Annotated in this window: 1 protein-coding gene; it reads right to left on the reverse strand. The window is 69.4% G+C overall.

Features of this window, described 5'->3' with window-relative positions; translation table 11 throughout:
- A partial coding sequence (locus ACFUJR_RS39210) for an ISAzo13 family transposase (protein ID WP_383181772.1) occupies window positions 1–1,155 on the reverse strand: 1,155 nt, incomplete at its 3' end.
- Between the last annotated feature and the right edge of the window lie 447 nt (window positions 1,156–1,602).

The following is a 1,602-nucleotide window of genomic DNA, read 5'->3' on the forward strand; positions in this document are numbered from 1 at the left end:
GGGCAGGGCATCCATCTGCCGGTCGCCGACCCGCACGCCGGTGGGGTAGGCGCCGGTGTCGAGTTCGGCGTGGACGGTCAGCCCGGTGCGGGTGGTGGTCGCGGCGATGCTGTTCACGATTACTTCGTGGCTGGTCAGCGGCCTGCCGCGCCAGTTCATCGTGATATGGGAGAACAGTCGGTGTTCGACCTTGTTCCATTTCGATGTTCCAGGCGGAAAGTGACATACGGTGATCTCCAGGCCGGTTTCCAGGGCGAGCGCGGCGAGTTCGGCTTTCCATGCGCGGGTGCGGTAGCCGTTGGAGCCACCGGCGTCGGCGGTGATCAGCAGCCGGGACGCGGCCGGGTAGTCGAGGCTGCCGCGGGCCTTCCACCAGCGGCGGATGGACTCGACGGCGAACGCGGCGGTGTCGTGGTCGGTGCCGACGCTGACCCATCCGGTGTTCGCGGCCAGGTCGTAGACGCCGTACGGGATCGCCTTGCCCAGCTCCGCGTCGGGGAAGTCGTGGGTCGAGACCGGCACCGGCTGCCCCGCCGGCAGCCACTGCTGTCCGGCGTTCTTGTAGGCGCCGACCAGTTCCTTCTTCTTGGTGTCCACGCTGACCACCGGCTCTCCGGCACCGATGTGGGCCCGGGCCTGCTCGTTGATGTAGCGGAACTGCCCGTCCCGGTCCGGATGCCGGCTGCCCTCGATGGTCTTGGCGTTGCCCTGCAGGCTGAAGCCCTCCGCGCGCAGCAGGTCCCCGACCGTGCCGGCCGAGATCCGGTGGCCCTGCCGGGTCAGCTCGGCCGCCAGGTTCCGCGTCGACTTCGTCGTCCAGCGCAGCGGCGACATCGGGTCCCCACGCACGTCCGGCTCCACCAGCGCCAGCAGCGCATCACGCAGACCGGGATCCAGATCCACGACCCGTTTGCGGCCGCCGCCCGGCCGCCGAGTGCGTCCCAGCAGCGGCTCACCAGACTCCAGCTCGCGCACCCCCAGCGAGACGGTCGCCTCCCGAACACCGGCGGCCTGCGCGACCAGCCGGATCCCGCCGTGTCCGACCGATCGCGCCTCCGCCCCCAGCACCAGACGACGCTGACGCTCATCCAGGTGCGGCAGGATCGTCTCGAACTTCGCTGCCAGCACGCCCCGTTGCTCCAACCCAATGCCCATGGCACACCAACGAGCCACCGAGCAGGAAGCTACGGATTAATGATCTGCAAGCCCTAACTACCCGGCCTTGGGTCAAGGCCCCTCCTTTGAACCTCCGCCTCGTTTGTCCCGTGCTGGTGCTCGGTGTCCATCTCAGTCGGCGGGGGCAAACATGCCGGATCCGGGCAGCCCGCCCGGTTGCGGGAGGTCCTCGGCGGCGTTGGCAGGACGCGGGACTCATCGCCACGACGAACCTCTCGATGGCCCTGGTCGTGCTGTGGGGGGTCATGCCCTTGCCGGGCCTGTTGCCCTGCCGGACGCCGGGCCGGGCGGGCACTGTTCGCGTTCGCCGGGCTGGCGTCTCGTTGCGCCCCGCAGGCTCTCATCGCATCGGTCGCCCTGTGGGCGATGGAGGAACCCGCTATGTCTTCCGTTTTCCTCGGCAGCAGCAGCTTCGTGTCGCGGTGG

Origin of the sequence: Streptomyces sp. NPDC057271 (assembly GCF_042668715.1) — a bacterium.
GTDB lineage: Bacteria > Actinomycetota > Actinomycetes > Streptomycetales > Streptomycetaceae > Streptomyces.